Below are 2,486 nucleotides of genomic sequence, written 5' to 3'. Positions count from 1 at the left end.
GCCCGCCGACACCGCGGCGGCGTCGATCGATCCGCGGTATGTGGCGACGGGCCCGGACGGGGTGCAGGTCGTGACGGTCCATGCGGCCGACCGGGGCTACCGTCCCGCCCTGCTGGGGGCGCGGGCCGAGCTGCCGACCGTCCTGGTCGTCAGGACGGACGGGCCGACGGGCTGCACCCGGGCGCTCGAACTGCCCCAGCTCGGGCTGGAGCGGATGCTGCCGGTGACGGGCGAGACCCGGATCGAGCTGGGCGCGCGGCCCCCCGGGCGGCTGCGGTTCATCTGCTCGGCTGGCCACTACCCGGGCTCGATCACCTTCCAGTGATCAGGCCCGGGGCCGCTGCGGACGGTCAGGCGAGGCGGGCGAGGGCCTTGTCGATCCTGGCCAGGGTGGTCTCCCGGCCGATGATCTCCAGTGACTCGAACAGCGGCAGGCCGACGGTGCGGCCGGTGGCGGCGACCCGGACGGGCGCCTGGGCCTTGCCGAGCTTCAGCCCGAACCGGGTGCCGACCTCCTCCAGGGTCGTCTTGAGGGCGTCGGCGGTCCAGTCGACGGTGGCGTAGGCGGCGGCGGTGGCCTTGAGCAGCTCGGCCGCGGGCTCCTTCATCGCCTTCGCCCAGGCGGCCTCGTCGTTGACGGGCTCGTCGAGGAAGGCGAAGTCGACCAGCTCACCGATCTCGGCGAGCACGGCGAGCCTGGTCTGGGCCAGCGGCGCCAGCTCGGCGAAGACCTTCCGGTCCCAGGACGGGTCGAGAAACGGGTCGCACGCGGCGGCGAACTCCTCGGCGGGCAGGGCCCGGATGTACTCGCCGTTGATCGCGCGGAGCTTCTTGACGTCGAAGAAGGCGGGCGAGGTGTTGACGTTCTCCAGCCGGAACTCCTCGGCCATCTCCGCCCACGGCACGATCTCGCGGTCGCCCGCGGGCGCCCAGCCGAGCAGCATCAGATAGTTGACCATGGCGTCGGCCAGGTAGCCCTCGGCCCGGTAGTCCTCCAGGGCGACCTTGTCGCGGCGCTTGGAGAGCTTCTGGCGCTTCTCGTTGACGATCACCGGGATGTGCGCCCAGACCGGCGGGGTGGTGCCGAGGGCGTCCCAGAGGAGCTGCTGCTTGGGGGTGTTCGACAGGTGCTCGTCGCCGCGGACCACGAGGGTGATCCGCATCTCGATGTCGTCGACGACGTTGGCGAGGACGAACAGCGGGGAGCCGTCGGAGCGGGCGATCGCGAAGTCCTCGATCGAGGAGTTCGGGAACTCCACGGAGCCCTTGACCTTGTCCTCGACGACCGTGACGCCCTCGTCGGGGGTGCGGAACCGGACGACGCCCTCGGCCAGGCCGCGGTCGCGGCAGAAGCCGTCGTAGCCCCGGTTGGAGTCGCCGGTGCGGGCGATCACCTCGTCGCGGGTGCAGGAGCAGTGGTAGGCGCGGCCGTCCGCCTTGAGCCTGGCGACGGCGGCGCGGTGCTGCGGCTCCTGGTGGGACTGGTAAAGCGGGCCCTCGAAGAAGGCGGAATCGGTGTTGATCCCGATCCAGGCGAGGGCCGAGATGATCCCGTCCGTCCACTCGGGGCGGTTGCGGTTGGCGTCGGTGTCCTCGATCCGCAGGACGAAGGTGCCCCCGCTCTGCTCGGCGATCGCCCAGTTGAACAGGGCCGAGCGGGCTCCGCCGACATGGAACATGCCGGTCGGGGAAGGGGCGAAGCGTACGCGGATCGAGGAAGCCGAAGAAGACATGGCCCAAGCCTAGAGGTCGTGGAGCTCGGGAGCGTCATCCGCGACTGTTCGGGGCATGTAACACTACAAACAGGAGAACTTGCGGAATCTAGACTCTTTTGCCGTAATATCTCCATTGTTCGACCGTCGGTTGGGGAGGTATTTACATGCGGGGATTCGCCCAGGTGCTGTTCGACGAGGCGCACCGCGAGGCCTGGAGCATCCGGCCCGAGCAGGCGCGTGCCATGAACCCGGGCAACCCGGCCGACGCGGGCTACACCGAGGCGGCCGAGCTGCTGCGCAGGTCGGGCCACTCGATCGAGCCCCATGTCGAGGGTCCGCTGACCGCGGAGGCGCTCAAGGACAAGGACGTCCTGGTCATCGCCCACCCGGCGGACGACCACTGGGAGCGCACCACCGGGATCGGCACCCCGATCTTCGCGCCCGAGGAGCTGGACGCGATCGAGGCGTTCGTCCGGGACGGCGGCGGCCTGATCGTCATGGCCGAGTGCGAGCAGGACAAGTACGGCACCAACCTGACCGAGCTGCTGGACCGGTTCGGGGTGGGCGTGCGGAACGTCACCGTGCAGGACGCCAGGAACTGCGACAAGGGCGTCGCGCACTGGGTGCTCGCCGAGCCGCAGCAGCTGACCGGCGCCGACGACCTGCTCGCCGGCATCCACACCGCCTGCTTCTACCGGACCGGCGCGCTGACGGCCCCGGCCGGCGGCCAGGTGCTGCTGCGCACGTCCGCGACCGCCGACCCCGCGGGCG

2 protein-coding genes and 1 pseudogene are annotated in these 2,486 nt (G+C 70.6%); 2 read left to right on the top strand and 1 reads right to left on the bottom strand.

What is annotated here, in order from left to right:
- Positions 1–325: cupredoxin domain-containing protein (locus tag ACYVE7_RS32520; RefSeq protein ID WP_460370212.1), on the top strand; the 325-nt coding region annotated here is incomplete at its 5' end.
- Between the two features lie 25 nt (positions 326–350).
- Here ACYVE7_RS32520 and gltX read toward each other — a convergent pair.
- On the bottom strand, positions 351–1,733 hold the full coding sequence (gene gltX / locus ACYVE7_RS32515; protein WP_460370211.1) for a glutamate--tRNA ligase: 1,383 nt from the start codon (positions 1,731–1,733) through the stop codon (positions 351–353).
- 146 nt (positions 1,734–1,879) lie between these two features.
- Here gltX and ACYVE7_RS32510 point away from each other — a divergent pair.
- Positions 1,880–2,486, top strand: a pseudogene (locus tag ACYVE7_RS32510) (DUF6421 family protein); the annotation flags it as partial.

The organism is Actinocorallia lasiicapitis (assembly GCF_054778695.1).
The sequence above is the reverse complement of the archived record's forward strand: the minus strand, read 5'-3'. Positions and strand labels throughout refer to the sequence as shown.